Here is a 15,697-nt window from a genome sequence, read left to right as displayed (position 1 = left end):
TTATGAAGGAAAAGGCGTCATTTGCTATATCAATGGTTACGGAAGATAGCATCAACGGCAATACAGGGAGCTCCTCTGCATTGCCGAATAGGTTGGTGCCTCGCCCGTGGTCAGCACTGTACGCCAGCGTTTTTTGCGCTGGCGTATTGCTGTTTCCATTATCCAGCTATGCCGCTGATGCCCCTGCTGCTGCCTCTTCTACTATAAAAACAGCAGAGAGCAAAAGTCAGTTGAAAACACTTCAGCAAGATATCGCTGAGAAAGAAAAAAGTGTTCAGCAACAAAAACAGCAACGCAGCGCCTTGCTCGACCAGTTGAAACAACAGGAAAATACCATTGCTCAGGCTAGCCGCAGCCTACGTGAAACCCAAGGTACCCTGACTGAACTGGACAAAGAAATCTCCAGCCTTACCGCCTCGATTGGCAAGCTACAAAGTAAACAATCTCAGCAACAAGATATCCTGTCAAAACAGCTGGATGCGGCCTTTAAACAAGGTCAGCACAGTGGCTTACAGCTTATTTTAAGTGGTGAAGAGAGCCAGCGCAGTGAGCGAATTTTGGCTTATTTCAGTTATCTCAATGAAGCCCGCCAGAAATCCATTGAAGCACTGGAGCAGACCCGCACCAATCTCTCTGCTGAGAAAAAAGTGCTGGAGCAAAAGAAAAACCAGCAAAAAACCTTATTGGATGAGCAGAAAACTCAGCAGCAAAAGCTGGAAGAAGCGCGGACTGCGCGCAAGAAAACGCTAACGTCGTTGGAAGCCTCGCTGGAAAAAGATCAGCAAGGTCTGGCGGAGCTAAAACTGAACGAATCCCGTTTGCGCGATCAAATCGCCAAAGCCGAACGCGAAGCCAAAGCCCGTGCAGAGCGGGAAGCTAAAGAAGCAGCCCGCGTACGCCAACAAGTTAAAGCCAAAGAACAGCAAGCCAAGAAAACCGGCTCTAGCTATAAACCCAGTGAAAGTGAGCGCTCATTAATGGCGCGAACTGGCGGTCTGGGTCGCCCGGACGGCCAAGCTATGTGGCCAGTTAGGGGGAATGTAACTCACCGCTTCGGCGAGGCCTTGCAAGGTGAGCTCCGTTGGAAAGGCATGGTTATTTCCGCGCCAGAAGGCAGCGAAGTCAAAGCGATTGCGGATGGCCGGGTGCTACTGGCGGACTGGCTACAGGGCTATGGACTGGTCGTTGTCGTTGAGCACGGCAAAGGGGATATGAGTTTATATGGCTACAACCAAAGCGCTCTGGTTAATGTCGGTGCTCAGGTAAAAGCCGGCCAACCCATTGCGCTCGTTGGCACCAGTGGCGGTCAGGGTGAACCTTCACTCTATTTCGAAATCCGCCGTCAGGGACAAGCGGTTAACCCACAACCTTGGTTAGGAAGATAGAGAACAACGTTAGGGAACACCTATTGCGCTATTTCAATACACGTCGGTTTATCATAGTAAGCACCCTACTCATCGCCAATGCCGTACAGGCGGGCAAACTTTCAATCGTTATTGATGACTTTGGTTATCGCCCGCAGAACGAAAACAAGGTGTTACAGATGCCGCTGCCAATTTCAGTGGCTATCTTACCTAATGCCCCCTATGCCAAAGAGATGGCCATCAAAGCCCATAATCAAGGGCGTGAAATTCTGATTCACCTGCCGATGGCCCCGCTGAGCAAGCAACCGCTGGAGCGCGATACATTACAGCCATCAATGAGCAGTGAAGAAGTCCAGCGAATCATTCGCCAGGCGGTGAGTAATGTTCCTTACGCCACCGGCATGAATAATCACATGGGCAGCGCGATGACTTCCAGCTTTCCGGGCATGCAGAAAGTGATGCAAGCGCTGGAACACTATCAGCTCTATTTCCTTGATAGCATGACGATTGGCAACAGCCAGGCCAGTAAAGCGGCCGAAGGTACTGGCGTCAAAGTGATTAAGCGCAAAGTTTTTTTGGATGATTCACAAAATGAAGCCGCGATTCGCCAACAATTTAACCGCGCAGTAGAATTAGCCCGTCGTAATGGTTCGGCCATTGCCATTGGGCACCCGCATCCAGCGACCATTAAAGTGCTGCAACAAATGTTGCCTCAATTACCTGCGGATATTGTTTTGGTCAGACCTAGCGCGCTGCTGAATGAACCAGTACGCAATAATAGCGGCAGCAGCACTGTCTCACCGGGCAAATCAAAACCGCGTGACCCGACCAAAGGCGCGCGCTTGAAAGCTATCAAGCAATGCAACGCGAAAACCAGTTATGTTCCGGAAAAAATCTACGCCGATAAGATGTTTATTGTGTTAGGTGAGAGCTTGATGCAAAGCCCGGCAGTAACATTTGTTAAGAAGCATTGGCAGCAATATTTCCCGCCAGCCGTGCCCGTGACCCCAGTTGAGAAACCGCCTGTCGAGAAACCTAAAGCTGAAAATCCGTAAAAATGAGGCAGTCATCACCTGACTGCCCAGACTGCTGACAAAGTCAAATGAAGGGGAAACGTGCCGTTGGGGTCGTAGTCGCGTAAGCGACCGGAGCGCCCCTAGGTGCGGTCAACCCTTCACTCACTGAGCTTATTATAAATCGCTTTGTCATTCACCTCCGCAGTCATTACCTGACTGCCCCACTTTCATTCCTGCAACTTAAAGCACAAAAGGCAATACCCAAAGTCATTGGAGCTGCAGGTAGGCGGCTAGCAAACTCATCCCGATGAGCCTATTTATTTTAAGGTCAATAGGTAGTAAGTGATTCGGGTGCGCGCGCAGCCAACCCCCCTGCAACTTCAAGGCCGAAGGGTATTTTAATCCCAGTTTAATATGACCTTACCTGATTTCCCCGAGCGCATAGCATCAAACCCCTGCTGGAACTCATCGATGGAGAAACGGTGGGTGATAATGGGGGTTAAATCTAAACCAGATTGAATCAATGCCGCCATTTTGTACCAGGTTTCGAACATCTCACGGCCATAAATCCCTTTGATAAACAGCCCTTTGAAAATCACCTGATTCCAGTCGATAGACATATCCGATGGCGGTATCCCCAGCATTGCAATACGCCCACCGTGATTCATTGAGCTGAGCAATGTACGGAAAGCTGGCGGCGCACCGGACATTTCCAGACCGACATCAAACCCTTCAGTCATGCCCAGCTCAGCCATCACATCATTCAGGTTCTCTTTGCTGACATTAACTGCGCGGGTAACTCCCATTTTACGCGCCAGATCTAGACGGTACTCATTCACATCAGTGATAACAACATGGCGAGCACCGACATGTTTACAGACCGCTGCGGCCATGATACCAATCGGCCCCGCACCGGAAACCAGCACATCTTCCCCAACTAAATCAAAAGATAAAGCGGTATGCACGGCATTACCGAAGGGGTCAAAAATAGCAGCGAGTTCATCAGAAATATTGTCAGGAATTTTGAACGCGTTAAAGGCCGGAATCACCAGATATTCGGCAAAAGAACCCGGACGGTTTACGCCGACACCCACAGTATTGCGACAAAGATGGGTTCGCCCACCACGGCAGTTACGGCAATGCCCACAGGTAATATGACCTTCGCCAGACACCCGGTCACCTATATTAAAACCTTTAACTTCCTGACCGATAGCCACAACTTCACCGACATATTCGTGACCAACGACCATAGGAACAGGAATAGTTTTTTGTGACCATTCATCCCAGTTATAGATATGCACGTCAGTGCCACAAATCGCCGTTTTACGAATTTTGATCATGATGTCATTGTGACCCAGCTCCGGCTGCGGCACATCGGTCATCCAAATACCTTCTTCTGCTTTTAGTTTGGATAGTGCTTTCATAGACAATGCTTTCATCAAAATCCCTTACGCAATAACGTTAAGCTGTTTGCCAATACGGATGAAGGCTTCAACAGCCCGCTCAACCTGCTCTGGCGTATGGTCTGCTGACATCTGAGTGCGGATGCGCGCCTGACCTTTCGGCACCACCGGATAGAAGAAACCAGTGACGTAAATACCTTCTTTCAGCAATGCATTGGCAAATTCTTGCGCCAGTGTCGCGTCACCGAGCATCACAGGAATGATGGCATGATCAGCACCGGCCAAGGTGAATCCGGCGGCACTCATTTTCTCGCGGAATAAACGGGCATTCGCCCATAAGCGATCGCGCAGTTCAGCGCCGTCTTCCAATAGCGATAACACTTCAATAGAAGCCGATACTATTGCTGGAGCCAATGAGTTTGAGAACAAATAAGGCCGTGAGCGCTGGCGCAACCACTCAACCACTTCTTTACGGCCGGCGGTATAACCGCCCGATGCCCCACCCAGCGCCTTGCCTAAAGTGCCAGTGATGATATCAACGCGATCCATTACTTCGCAGTATTCATGAGTACCACGGCCATTTTCTCCCACAAAGCCCACCGCATGGGAGTCGTCGACCATCACTAGCGCCTGATACTCATCCGCCAGGTCGCAAACTCCTTTCAGGTTGGCAATCACGCCATCCATGGAAAACACGCCGTCGGTGGCGATCATGATATGGCGCGCGCCATCTGCTTTGGCTTGTTCTAGCTGGGCTTTCAGTTCGCTCATATCATTATTGGCGTAGCGGTAGCGCTTGGCTTTACATAACCGCACACCATCAATGATTGAAGCATGATTCAGCGCATCGGAAATAATGGCATCTTCTGGCCCCAACAGGGTTTCAAACAAACCGCCGTTGGCATCGAAACAGGAGGAATAAAGAATGGCATCTTCCATACCGAGGAAACTGGCCAGCTTCTGTTCCAGCTCTTTATGGGCATCTTGAGTGCCACAGATAAACCGCACCGAGGCCATACCAAAGCCATGAGTATCCATGCCTTTTTTAGCCGCCGCGATCAGCCGAGGGTGGTTTGCCAATCCTAAATAATTGTTGGCGCAGAAATTAATCACATGGCGGCCATCCGCCACAGCAATATCAGCTTGCTGCGCGGAAGTAATTATCCGCTCATTTTTATACAGCCCTTCAGCACGGGTTGTTTTGAGTTGTTGTTCTAATTGCTGATAAAAGGCATTTCTATCAAAAGGCAGGGACATGCGGTTATCTCCAGAATGAGCATTTTCACCCTACATTTTACTGCCTGATGGGTAAACTGACGAGAAACCTTGTCTTATATTGTAAAAAATGCAGCACATATCACGGTGAACATTCCTAAAGCCGCATAGAAACAGAGAGATTAACCCCCTTCCGGCTGTGCGCTATCCTATGAAATGTTATGATAACGGCAAATAGAGTGTGGGGCATTGTGCCCGACCAAGAAGATTAACAAGGGTGAACCTGATGATTATCGTCACTGGCGGCGCCGGTTTCATTGGCAGCAACATCGTTAAGGCACTGAATAACATCGGATATAAAGATATTCTGGTGGTGGATAACCTCAAAGACGGCACCAAATTCGTCAATCTGGTTGATCTGGATATCGCCGATTACATGGATAAAGAAGATTTTGTTGCCAGCATTGTTGCTGGTGATGACATGGGTGATATCGACGCGATTTTCCACGAAGGTGCCTGTTCTTCCACCACCGAGTGGGATGGCAAGTACATGATGGATAACAACTATCAGTATTCTAAAGATATCCTGCACTTCTGTCTGGATCGCAGTATTCCGTTCCTGTATGCCTCTTCTGCTGCTACCTACGGCGGGCGTACTGATAATTTCATTGAAGATCGTCAGTATGAACAACCACTTAACGTTTATGGCTACTCCAAATTCCTGTTTGATCAATATGTGCGCGAAATTTTGCCAGAAGCTGATTCACAGATTTGCGGGTTCCGTTATTTCAACGTTTATGGCCCACGCGAAGGCCATAAAGGCAGCATGGCGAGTGTGGCTTTCCATCTGAATAACCAGATCAATGCGGGCGAAAACCCTAAATTGTTCTCCGGCAGTGAAAACTTCAAACGCGACTTTATTTATGTCGGCGATGTCGCTGACGTTAACCTGTGGTTCTGGAAAAACGGCGTATCCGGCATTTTCAACTGCGGTACAGGCCGTGCGGAATCTTTCCAGGCAGTTGCCGATGCGGTGGTGGATTTCCATCAAAGCGGGCCAGTGGAATACATTGAATTCCCAGAAAAACTGAAAGGCCGCTATCAGGCATACACGCAAGCTGACCTCACTAATTTGCGTGCTGCGGGTTATGACAAGCCGTTCAAAACCGTCGCCGAGGGCGTCAAAGAATACCTGGCCTGGCTCAATCGCTCAGTCTAAATAACTTGCTGCAAGGAATTGATAAACGGTATGAAAATACTGGTCATCGGCCCTTCTTGGGTTGGCGATATGATGATGTCGCAAAGTCTTTACCGCACCCTGAAGGCCGAATATCCGGCAGCAGAAATTGATGTGATGGCACCCGCATGGTGCCGTCCGCTTTTGGCTAGAATGCCAGAGGTTCGCCATGCAGTCCCGATGCCATTAGGCCATGGGGTTTTTGCTTTCGAGGAGCGCCGCCGCTTGGGTCTGGCCTTGCGTGAAACAGGCTATGATCGCGCTTACGTGTTACCAAACTCGTTTAAATCTGCCCTAATACCTTATTTTTCAGGGATTAAACAGCGAACTGGCTGGCGCGGTGAAATGCGTTATTTTTTGCTCAATGATATGCGTATTCTGGATAAGCAAGCTTTCCCAATGATGGTTCAGCGCTATGTTGCATTGGCCTACGATAAAGAGCGTATTCACTCAGCCAGCGATTTACCGCAACCTTTGCTTCGGCCACAATTACAGGTTCAGGATGAAGAAATTGCCGAGATTACGGCATCATTCAACTTGACGGATAACCGCCCAATTGTTGGTTTCTGCCCTGGCGCAGAGTTTGGCCCAGCAAAACGCTGGCCACACTACCATTATGCCACCCTAGCCCAGAAACTGATTGATACCGGCTATCAAGTCATCTTGTTAGGTTCAGCCAAAGATAATGAAGCTGGCGAAGAAATCCGCCAGGCGCTAAACGAAAGCGCCCGCGAATATTGCCTCAATTTTGCCGGCCAGACCTCGCTGGATCAAGCCGTGGTCATGATTGCCGCCTGTAACGCCGTGGTCAGTAATGACTCCGGTTTAATGCATGTCGCAGCCGCATTAAATAAGCCGTTAGTAGCTTTATATGGCCCAAGCAGCCCGGATTTCACTCCGCCACTGTCTGACAAAGCCACTGTCATTCGCCTGATTACTGGCTATCACAAAGTGCGTAAAGGTGACAGTGCGCAGGGTTATCATCAGAGTTTAATTGATATCCAACCTGAACAAGTAATGGCTGCTCTTGAGAAGCAGCTCTCGGCACAAACCTGTTCAGAGAAAGAGGCTGATTAATGCATGTATTGATCGTTAAAACCTCTTCAATGGGTGATGTTTTACATACCTTGCCCGCGCTGACTGATGCCATGAATACCATTCCCGGTATTCGTTTTGATTGGGTGGTAGAAGAAGGTTTCAACCAAATTCCCAGTTGGCATCCGGCGGTGGATAAAGTTATTCCGGTTGCCATTCGCCGTTGGCGAAAAAATTGGTTCGGCAGCGATACCCGGCAAGAGCGTTGTGATTTTAAACGTGTGGTACAACAGCGCAGCTATGATCTGGTGATCGATGCTCAGGGGCTAATTAAAAGTGCGGCCTTGATTACCCGCATCGCTAAAGGGATAAAACATGGCCCGGACAGCAAAAGCGCCCGTGAGCCATTTGCTAGCTGGTTTTACAATTGCCGCCATCATATTGATATCAAACAACATGCTGTCGAACGCATCCGCCAGCTGTTTGCGAAGAGTCTCGGCTACAATAAGCCAGAAAGTTATGGCGATTATGCTATCGCATCGCGTTTTTTAAACCACTTACCAGCCGATGCTGGCCAATATCTGGTTTTCTTACATGCAACGACCCGCGACAGCAAACACTGGCCTGAGAACCATTGGCTAAAACTGATCGAGTTAGTTGCTCCGACCGGTTTAAAAATAAAATTACCCTGGGGGGCGGAACATGAGTATCAACGTGCTTTGCGGTTAGCGGAGCATTTTTCTCATGTTGAGGTCTTACCTAAACTCAGTCTCCAGCAGGTGGCTGAGGTGCTGGCAGGTGCAAAAGCGGTGGTTTCCGTTGATACCGGTCTTAGTCATCTGACCGCCGCACTGGATCGCCCCAACATCACTTTGTTCGGCCCAACGGACCCTGGTTTGATTGGTGGCTATGGCAAAAACCAGATTGCGGTAATCTCCGAGCAAAAAAGTATGGATACCATTACGGCTGAAAGCATTATGACGCAATTGGAACCGCTTATTTCATAAGCAATTATTATTCCTCGTCAAGTTATGCCCGCTTAGAAGATCCGTTAGTCCACATTGATTGTGTAATAACAGCCAGCGCTGGTAATTATCAGCGCTGGCTGTTATCAGAACTGATTATGGTAAGAATGAATTGTGGTAAGAACTAATTATTGCCAGCATTTGGATAGTTAAACATCGTTAATCTGTTATTCAAGTTATTAACGGAGCCCATTAATTCACTTTTTGCTAATAACAGCCCATTGATTTCTCGATGTTCTTAATTAATGACTCAATACCATTCCAATAAAACTTAAATTTGCTGAGTTCGTGATAAACCGCTAAATAACAAAGTATTATCGGTTGAAAATATCACCATTGAATAAGCTGAGGATATCTACCACTACCGCATTCACTTCATCTTCGTGTAATGAAAACCATTCTCATTTTTAAACAAGAAAAATCAATTTCCTCTCTCTCATTTGTTGAAAGTTTATATTCTTTTTTATGAATCACCTGACTCTACTCGGGTTATCAAGCAGCCCCAGTGGAAAAGAGCCTTTCTTGCTCAAATATGGTATTATTCTTAATAATCCATATAAATGAAATTGATAGAATGTTGCTGCGTTTATATCAGGTATTACTCTACCTTATTCAACCTCTGATTTGGCTACGGTTGCTGTTGCGTAGCCGTAAAGCCCCCGCTTATCGCAAGCGCTGGGGGGAACGCTATGGTTTTTGTGCCGGTAAAGTTGTTGCTGGCGGTATTATGCTGCATTCAGTTTCAGTCGGTGAAACGCTGGCCGCAATCCCCTTAGTCCGGGCATTGCGCCATCGCTACCCGTCATTGCCCATTACCGTGACTACCATGACGCCCACCGGCTCTGAGCGTGTTCAATCCGCTTTCGGTAAAGATGTTCACCACGTTTATCTGCCCTACGATCTTCCCGGCTCTGTGAACCGTTTTCTTGACCAGGTGAATCCTAAGCTGGTCATCATCATGGAAACTGAACTGTGGCCGAACCTTATCAATGCGCTACATCGCCGCAAGATACCGCTGGTGATAGCCAATGCGCGCCTTTCTGCGCGCTCTGCCGCTGGCTATAAGAAAATCGGTAGTTTTATTCGTAATATGCTGCAACGGATCACTCTGATTGCCGCGCAAAATCAAGAAGATGGCGATCGTTTTATTGAATTGGGCCTTCGTCGTTCACAGCTTACAGTCACCGGCAGTCTGAAATTCGATATTTCTGTCACCCCTGAATTAGCCGCCCGAGCCATCACCCTACGCCGCCAATGGGCACCACATCGCCCTGTCTGGATAGCGACCAGTACCCATGACGGCGAAGAAACTATCTTGCTGGAAGCCCATCGCCAATTATTACAACACTTCCCGACATTATTGCTTATTCTGGTACCGCGCCATCCAGAACGATTCCCAAAAGCCGTTGAATTAACACAAAAAGCCGGGCTGAGTTATACATTGCGTAGTAAAGGCGAAGTGCCTTCGAGTAGCACACAAGTGGTGATCGGCGATACCATGGGCGAGCTAATGCTGCTGTATGGCATCGCTGATTTAGCTTTTGTTGGCGGTAGCCTGGTTGAGCGCGGCGGCCATAATCCATTGGAGGCAGCAGCGCATGCTATCCCAGTGTTGATGGGGCCACATACCTTTAATTTTAAAGACATTTGCGCCAAGCTGGAGCAGGCGGAAGGGCTGATTACTGTCACTGATACCCTGTCGCTGGTGAAAGAAATCACCATGCTGCTAACTGATGAAGATTGCCGCCTCTATTATGGCCGCCATGCAGTTGATGTATTGCATGAAAACCAAGGCGCGCTACAACGGCTATTGCACTTGCTGGAGCCTTATCTACCGCAACGGAGCCACTAAATGAGTGTCAGAAAACGCCTGTCAGTGGTGATGATTGCTAAAAATGAAGCCTCACTACTGGCGGACTGTTTGGCATCCGTTATCTGGGCTGATGAAATAGTGGTATTGGATTCAGGCAGTGAAGATGAAACCGTTGCCCTGGCCACCCAATATGGCGCAAAAGTCTACAGCAACACCGAATGGCCGGGTTATGGTAAACAGCGGCAATTAGCCCAGCAATATGCCACTGGCGATTATATTCTAATGCTGGATGCTGATGAGCGAGTGACTCCCGAGCTAAAAACCGCGATTGAAAGCGTGTTATTAGCGCCAGAAGAAGGCGCGGTTTATAGCTGTGCGCGGCGGAATCTATTTTTAGGCCGTTTTATGCGCCATAGCGGCTGGTATCCCGACAGAGTGATCCGGTTATATCCACGCGAACAATACCGTTACAACGATGATTTAGTTCATGAATCACTTGATAGCGGCTCCGCTAAAGTTATCCTGCTAGCAGGGGATTTACTGCATCTGACCTGCCGCGACTTTTTCACCTTTCAACGAAAACAACTTAACTATGCGCAAGCTTGGGCGAATCAGCGCCATCAACAAGGCAAAAGTTGCAGTTATTTTTCAATTCTCAGCCATACTCTCGGGGCGTTCTGTAAGACATGGTTATTACGTGCCGGTTTCCTCGATGGTAAACAAGGGCTATTGCTGGCGGTAGTCAACGCGCAATATACCTTTAATAAATATGCGGCTCTGTGGGCATTGAGCCATCAATATCAGAAAAGCGAGAATTCATGACCACCAAAGCCATCTATCCGGGGACCTTTGATCCTATTACCAATGGGCATTTGGACTTAGTCACCCGCGCCTCAGAAATGTTTAGTCATGTTATCTTGGCTATCGCCGACAGTTCCAGCAAAAAACCGATGTTTACCTTGGACGAACGGGTCGCCTTAGCAAAACAAGTGACTGCGCCACTGAAGAATGTAGAAGTCTTGGGCTTCAGTGAACTGATGGCGGAGTTTGCCAAAAAAAATAACGCGAATATTTTGGTGCGGGGTTTACGCTCGGTATCAGATTTCGAATATGAATGGCAACTGGCCAATATGAACCGCCACCTAATGCCAAAACTGGAAAGTGTATTTCTGATGCCATCAGAAAAATGGTCATTTATCTCTTCGTCATTAGTGAAGGAAGTGGCACGCCACGGTGGTGACATCTCGCCATTCCTTCCTGAGCCCGTAACCGTAGCGCTGATGGCTAAACTGGCCTGATTATCTATTTAAATACTATATAGCCAAAATAATGCGCGTTGCGGGTAGGCAGCATGTGAACGAGCCCCGATGAGCTTACTCATGGTCAACTACATAAGTCAGTGATTCGGGTACATGAGCGCAACAACCCCCCTGCGGTATCAAGTACAAAGGTATAGGTTAATGCTGGCAGTGGCGGCAAAAAAACGTGCTACGCTGCCCATGCTTAGCAATTTCAATTACATTCCCACAGCACCGACATAACTCACCTGCCCGCCCATATACCTGTAATTCTTGCGCAAAATAACCCGGTTTGCCATCTGACTGTAAAAAGTCGCGCAATGTAGTACCACCCTGCTCAATAGAGTGCAATAACACGGCTTTGATTGTTGCCACCAACTGTGTGACCTCGGCTTCGGTTAATGAACCAGCTGCGCGCTCCGGCAGAATACCCGCAGTGAATAGCGATTCACTGGCATAGATGTTACCCACCCCGACTACCACTTTATTATCCATTAGCCACTGTTTCACTACCGTACGTTTGTTACGTGACTTTTCAAACAGATACTCAGCGGTAAATTCATTACTCAGAGGTTCTGGCCCTAAGTGTGCGAGTACGCTACTGGTTTCAAGGTCTTTTGCCCATAACCAGGCACCAAAACGGCGCGGATCGGTATAACGCAGGATTTTGCCATTACTGATAACCAAATCGACGTGATCATGTTTTTCCGCTTCGGTTTCTTCCGACAAAATGCGCAAGCTACCTGACATCCCTAGATGGACGATAATCCAGCCTGTTTTCAGCTCTATCAGTAAATATTTAGCTCGGCGTTGGACACTGAGTACCTGCTGGTCACTGAGTGCCAGGATTTCATCAGACACTGGCCAGCGTAAGCGGGCATTTCTGACCACCGCATAAAGAATAGTCTGGCCGACAAGATAAGGTTCGATCCCGCGTCGGCTGGTTTCAACTTCTGGTAATTCAGGCATGCGCTCTCCCTCAACGTGTCTCACTGGACTTTATATAATAAAAAACCCGGCCGAGGCCGGGTTTTCTTAATCCACCAAAATTAAAACTACTTAATTTTAGCTTCTTTGTAGATCACGTGTTGACGGACAACTGGATCGAATTTCTTCAATTCCAATTTTTCCGGCTTAGTACGCTTGTTCTTCGTGGTGGTATAGAAGTGACCAGTACCAGCAGAAGAAACCAGCTTGATCTTCTCGCGAACACCTTTAGCCATGATTCAGTTCCTTAATACTTCTCACCGCGGGCACGAATTTCGGCCAAGACCGTTTCAATACCCTTCTTATCAATAACACGCATACCTTTAGCAGATACACGCAGAGTTACAAAGCGCTTCTCGCCCTCAACCCAAAAACGGTGAGAGTGAAGGTTCGGCAGAAAACGGCGTTTGGTCGCGTTCATTGCGTGGGAACGGTTGTTACCGCTCACCGGGCGCTTGCCAGTAACTTGGCAGACTCGGGACATGTCTATTCTCCAAAAATCAAATCAGCTCGAGCTTCGTATAGGATTTGGCCGCCTCGTCAGGCTTTAGAGCCCATCTCAGCAAATTCACTGAGAAGACTCACTGTCATCAGGTCAGAAACCCCTGTCACCAGGCTATAAACCTGTTGAGATAGGCTCTTCACGCCAAACCCAAGATTCTCAAAGGTGGCGTAGTATACGCTCTGAAGCGTAAGTGCTCAAGTCCCGAACAGCTAAAGATCCCGAAAGGATCAATTATTATTTCTCTAAAGCCATCCGCGTTCGGCAAATGAGACACATTCACCCCGTCCAACCACCAAATGATCGAGCACTCGAATATCTAATAATGAACAGGCTTTTATCACCTGCGTAGTCATCAAACGGTCAGCTTGGCTCGGTTCAGCCTTACCCGACGGATGATTATGCGCCAGAATCAGCGCGGCGGCATTAACCTTCAACGCTTCACGCACAATTTCCCTCGGATGGACTTCAACACTACCGATGGTACCAGTAAACATCTCCTCATGGCGAATAACACGATGCTGGTTATCCAAAAACATTACTAAAAAAACCTCTCTTTCACGGTGGGAAAGGATATTTTGTAGAAATTTTTGTGTGATATCGGCATTAAGCAGGGCACTTTCCCGCATCAGATGAGATGAAAAGCAGCGACCAGCCAGTTCTGCGATAGCCTGAATCTGACTATATTTCGACACACCTATTCCCTTTTTGGCACATAACACCTGATAATCCGCCGAGATAAGCTCATGAAGTGAGCCAAACTCCTCAATCAAATATTCAGCCATTCTCATTACATGCATGCCCGGGATACCCGTGCGCAAAAAAATAGCGAGTAATTCGGCGTCAGTCAGTACCGCTGCGCCATATTTCAGTAGTTTTTCTCTTGGGGCGATATGCCCATACCACTCATCCATTTCTTAGCTCCTGTTTATCCCTGAACAGCACAAGCAGCATGACAGAAGGCTTTATGAGCCGCGACTCCATGGTGAGTAGCATGCGTAACGCCTCGCAAATTTGATGATTGATGGCATCAGGAGATGCCCTGATAGCTAATCTACCCGGCGATTATGCTAAAATATCGCCTCTTATGACTTTCATTCGGACAATCATGATGACGGGACTTTCCGGCGAACATCTTTCTGGTAAAAAGATTGTGCTCGGGATTAGCGGAGGTATTGCCGCATATAAATCTCCAGAGCTGGTACGCCGCTTACGCGACAGAGGTGCAGAGGTGCGAGTGGTGATGACCCACGCGGCCAAAGCATTCATTACGCCACTCACGTTGCAGGCAGTCTCGGGCTATCCCGTCTCTGATGATTTACTCGACCCTGCGGCAGAAGCGGCGATGGGCCATATTGAGCTGGGTAAATGGGCTGATTTAGTGATAATGGCCCCCGCTACAGCAGATTTACTGGCACGAGTGGCCGCCGGTATGGCGAATGACTTGCTAACAACAGTTTGCCTGGCAACGGCATCGCCTGTTGCTGCCGTGCCCGCTATGAATCAACAGATGTATCGCGCAGCCGCTACCCAAGCAAATCTACAAACGCTAGCCAATCGTGGAATGCTATTGTGGGGGCCTGATAGCGGCAGCCAGGCTTGTGGGGATGTTGGCCCAGGCAGAATGCTGGACCCTTTGGAAATTGTCGCGCTGGCGCATGATCATTTTGCTGCAAAACAAGACCTGAAACATTTGAGTGTCATGATTACAGCGGGGCCGACGCGTGAAGCCCTTGATCCGGTGCGCTTTATCAGCAATCAAAGTTCGGGGAAAATGGGTTTCGCGATTGCTCAAGCAGCCGCAGCCCGAGGGGCAAAAGTCACTCTAATTGCCGGGCCAGTGAACCTTCCCACGCCTGCTGCTGTAAATCGCATTGATGTTGTCAGCGCGCTAGAAATGCAGCAAACAGTTCAGAGCTTAGCCGCCCAGCAGAATATTTTTATTTCTTGTGCTGCGGTAGCGGATTACCGCGCCGAGCAAGTTTCTGACGAGAAAATAAAGAAACAGGGTGACGAAATTACCCTTAAGTTAGTGAAAAACCCGGATATTGTCGCCGGGGTGGCTTCGATGGCTAAAAAACGTCCATTTGTTGTTGGATTTGCTGCCGAAACCCAGAATGTGGAAGAATACGCGCGACAAAAACTAGCGCGGAAGAATCTGGATCTTATTTGCGCTAATGATGTATCGCTCGCAGAGCATGGTTTTAACAGTGATACCAATGCCTTGCACCTTTTTTGGCCGGCTGGAGAGAAACGTTTACCGCTCAGCGATAAACACCTCCTCAGTCAGCGTTTAATAGACGAGATTGTCAGCCGTTATGATGAAAAAAATCGACATTAAAATTCTGGACCCACGTGTTGGCAAAGAATTCCCTTTACCGACATATGCTACAGAAGGTTCTGCCGGACTGGATTTACGTGCTTGTCTGGACGAAGCAGTTGATTTACTGCCAGGGCAAACTACATTGTTACCCACTGGTTTAGCGATACATATCGGTGATAATGCCCTGGCTGCGGTCATTCTGCCGCGCTCGGGTTTGGGACATAAACACGGGGTGGTATTGGGTAATTTGGTCGGGTTAATTGATTCTGATTATCAAGGCCAGTTGATGGTGTCAGTCTGGAATCGTGGTCAACAGCCTTTTACCATCGAACCCGGCGAACGGATCGCACAAATGGTATTTGTTCCCGTAGTACAAGCAGAATTCAATTTGGTTGAAGATTTTGACCTTACTGAACGTGGTACCGGTGGTTTTGGTCATTCTGGGCGCCAATAACCTACCCTAGACCCTGATACCGTAA

At 48.3% G+C, this 15,697-nt stretch carries 16 protein-coding genes; 10 read left to right on the top strand and 6 right to left on the bottom strand.

Going from position 1 to position 15,697, the window contains the following annotated elements; genetic code table 11:
• Nucleotides 1–2 precede the first annotated feature (2 nt).
• Nucleotides 3–1,385 carry a murein hydrolase activator EnvC gene (gene envC, locus DX162_RS07305; RefSeq protein ID WP_032820632.1) on the top strand — a complete coding sequence of 461 codons (1,383 nt, stop codon included), beginning with the start codon at nucleotides 3–5 and terminating at the stop codon, nucleotides 1,383–1,385.
• Nucleotides 1,386–1,408: 23 nt separating this feature from the next.
• On the top strand, nucleotides 1,409–2,419 hold the full coding sequence (locus tag DX162_RS07300; RefSeq protein WP_004392093.1) for a divergent polysaccharide deacetylase family protein: 1,011 nt from the start codon (nucleotides 1,409–1,411) through the stop codon (nucleotides 2,417–2,419).
• Nucleotides 2,420–2,778: 359 nt separating this feature from the next.
• Here the strand turns inward: DX162_RS07300 and tdh are convergent, their stop codons facing one another.
• On the bottom strand, nucleotides 2,779–3,804 hold the full coding sequence (gene tdh / locus DX162_RS07295; RefSeq protein WP_032820634.1) for an L-threonine 3-dehydrogenase: 1,026 nt from the start codon (nucleotides 3,802–3,804) through the stop codon (nucleotides 2,779–2,781).
• A gap of 24 nt (nucleotides 3,805–3,828) precedes the next feature.
• Nucleotides 3,829–5,040, bottom strand: coding sequence for a glycine C-acetyltransferase (gene kbl / locus DX162_RS07290; RefSeq protein ID WP_004392091.1), 1,212 nt, complete (start codon nucleotides 5,038–5,040; stop codon nucleotides 3,829–3,831).
• Between the two features lie 244 nt (nucleotides 5,041–5,284).
• Between kbl and rfaD the strand changes: the two genes are divergently transcribed.
• The 6 genes from rfaD (at nucleotide 5,285) to coaD (ending at nucleotide 11,406) form a co-directional block, all read left to right on the top strand.
• Nucleotides 5,285–6,217 (top strand): ADP-glyceromanno-heptose 6-epimerase, encoded by a 933-nt coding sequence (gene rfaD, locus DX162_RS07285; protein ID WP_032820631.1) that lies wholly within the window; start codon nucleotides 5,285–5,287, stop codon nucleotides 6,215–6,217.
• A 30-nt stretch (nucleotides 6,218–6,247) separates the two neighbouring features.
• Complete coding sequence (gene rfaF, locus DX162_RS07280) at nucleotides 6,248–7,312, top strand: ADP-heptose--LPS heptosyltransferase RfaF (protein WP_004392089.1); 1,065 nt, start codon at nucleotides 6,248–6,250, stop codon at nucleotides 7,310–7,312.
• Nucleotides 7,312–8,277, top strand: coding sequence for a lipopolysaccharide heptosyltransferase RfaC (rfaC, locus tag DX162_RS07275; protein WP_032820630.1), 966 nt, complete (start codon nucleotides 7,312–7,314; stop codon nucleotides 8,275–8,277). The genes rfaF and rfaC overlap by 1 nt, the downstream gene beginning before the upstream one ends.
• Nucleotides 8,278–8,869: 592 nt before the next feature.
• Nucleotides 8,870–10,147 (top strand): lipid IV(A) 3-deoxy-D-manno-octulosonic acid transferase, encoded by a 1,278-nt coding sequence (waaA, locus tag DX162_RS07270; RefSeq protein ID WP_004392088.1) that lies wholly within the window; start codon nucleotides 8,870–8,872, stop codon nucleotides 10,145–10,147.
• Entirely contained in the window at nucleotides 10,148–10,930 is a 783-nt protein-coding gene (locus DX162_RS07265; RefSeq protein WP_004392087.1) for a glycosyltransferase family 2 protein, read from the top strand.
• Complete coding sequence (gene coaD / locus DX162_RS07260; protein WP_032820629.1) at nucleotides 10,927–11,406, top strand: pantetheine-phosphate adenylyltransferase; 480 nt, start codon at nucleotides 10,927–10,929, stop codon at nucleotides 11,404–11,406. The genes DX162_RS07265 and coaD overlap by 4 nt, the downstream gene beginning before the upstream one ends.
• A 159-nt stretch (nucleotides 11,407–11,565) precedes the next feature.
• On the opposite strand, the gene mutM is transcribed toward coaD, so the two are convergent.
• The 4 genes from mutM to radC all read right to left on the bottom strand — a co-directional run bounded on the left by mutM (nucleotide 11,566) and on the right by radC (nucleotide 13,809).
• A complete protein-coding gene (gene mutM, locus DX162_RS07255; protein ID WP_004392085.1) occupies nucleotides 11,566–12,375 on the bottom strand; it encodes a bifunctional DNA-formamidopyrimidine glycosylase/DNA-(apurinic or apyrimidinic site) lyase in 810 nt (269 codons plus the stop codon).
• A gap of 86 nt (nucleotides 12,376–12,461) precedes the next feature.
• Nucleotides 12,462–12,629 (bottom strand): 50S ribosomal protein L33, encoded by a 168-nt coding sequence (gene rpmG, locus DX162_RS07250; protein ID WP_004392084.1) that lies wholly within the window; start codon nucleotides 12,627–12,629, stop codon nucleotides 12,462–12,464.
• Nucleotides 12,630–12,640: 11 nt separating this feature from the next.
• Nucleotides 12,641–12,877 carry a 50S ribosomal protein L28 gene (gene rpmB, locus DX162_RS07245; RefSeq protein ID WP_005164747.1) on the bottom strand — a complete coding sequence of 79 codons (237 nt, stop codon included), beginning with the start codon at nucleotides 12,875–12,877 and terminating at the stop codon, nucleotides 12,641–12,643.
• A gap of 263 nt (nucleotides 12,878–13,140) precedes the next feature.
• Nucleotides 13,141–13,809, bottom strand: coding sequence for a RadC family protein (gene radC, locus DX162_RS07235; RefSeq protein ID WP_049560974.1), 669 nt, complete (start codon nucleotides 13,807–13,809; stop codon nucleotides 13,141–13,143).
• A 194-nt stretch (nucleotides 13,810–14,003) separates the two neighbouring features.
• Between radC and coaBC the strand changes: the two genes are divergently transcribed.
• Together coaBC and dut are read left to right on the top strand one after the other, a co-directional pair.
• Complete coding sequence (coaBC, locus tag DX162_RS07230; RefSeq protein WP_004392081.1) at nucleotides 14,004–15,236, top strand: bifunctional phosphopantothenoylcysteine decarboxylase/phosphopantothenate--cysteine ligase CoaBC; 1,233 nt, start codon at nucleotides 14,004–14,006, stop codon at nucleotides 15,234–15,236.
• Complete coding sequence (gene dut, locus DX162_RS07225) at nucleotides 15,214–15,672, top strand: dUTP diphosphatase (RefSeq protein ID WP_032820628.1); 459 nt, start codon at nucleotides 15,214–15,216, stop codon at nucleotides 15,670–15,672. The genes coaBC and dut overlap by 23 nt, the downstream gene beginning before the upstream one ends.
• Nucleotides 15,673–15,697: the final 25 nt, after the last annotated feature.

This window comes from Yersinia kristensenii, from assembly GCF_900460525.1.
Classification (GTDB): Bacteria; Pseudomonadota; Gammaproteobacteria; order Enterobacterales; family Enterobacteriaceae; genus Yersinia; species Yersinia kristensenii.
Note: the sequence above shows the minus strand (reverse complement) of the source record. Positions and strands in the feature narration are given on the sequence as shown.